Origin of the sequence: Psychrobacter sp. AOP31-B2-9 (assembly GCF_052378005.1) — a bacterium.
Taxonomy (GTDB): domain Bacteria; phylum Pseudomonadota; class Gammaproteobacteria; order Pseudomonadales; family Moraxellaceae; genus Psychrobacter.
In genome coordinates this window covers 1-675 of record NZ_JBQSXG010000317.1, presented here as the reverse complement: position 1 = coordinate 675, position 675 = coordinate 1, and the positions used below count along the sequence as shown (strand labels likewise).

The window sequence follows — 675 nt, the reverse complement described above, 5'->3', positions numbered from 1 at the left end:
TTAATGAAGCAGTATGGCCTACAAGGCGTTTGGCGTGGCAAAGGCAAGATTACCACCAACAGCCGTGACGACCAAAAGCGCGCTGATGACTTAGTCAATCGTAACTTTAATGCTCATCGTCCTAACCAACTATGGGTTGCAGATTTTACCTATATCAAGACGACAAGCGGCTGGGTGTATACCGCTTTTATTATTGATGTGTTTGCTCGCGCTATCGTTGGCTGGAAAGTATCTAATCGCATGAATACCGATATGGTGATGGCGGCGTTAAATCAAGCAATAGCAGATAGAAACTATCCCAAAGATGTGATTCATCACAGTGATCGAGGGGTTCAGTACTTATCTATTCGCTATACCGATAAGATGACGGACTCTGGAGTGATTGCTTCTGTTGGTACAACAGGCGACTCTTATGACAACGCATTGGCTGAGACAGTTAACGGGCTTTATAAGTCTGAGGTGATTGAATATCTAAAAGAACAATGGCATGGCGTGAACGATGTTGAATTAGCAACCCTTGAATGGGTGGACTGGTTTAACAAAACACGACTGCATAGCACGATTGGATATGTGTCACCTTTTGAATTTGAAAAGCGGTATTATGATAATTTAACCCTGTCAGGCATTGCTGCCTGACTCAAGTAAATCACTCTCCGATATAGTCGGGGCGGTTCA

General features: G+C 43.7%; 1 protein-coding gene. It reads left to right on the top strand.

The window, feature by feature from the left end:
* Positions 1-636 (top strand): IS3 family transposase (locus ACT3SX_RS15420; protein ID WP_444761860.1); only part of this gene is annotated, 636 nt, incomplete at its 5' end.
* Positions 637-675: the final 39 nt, after the last annotated feature.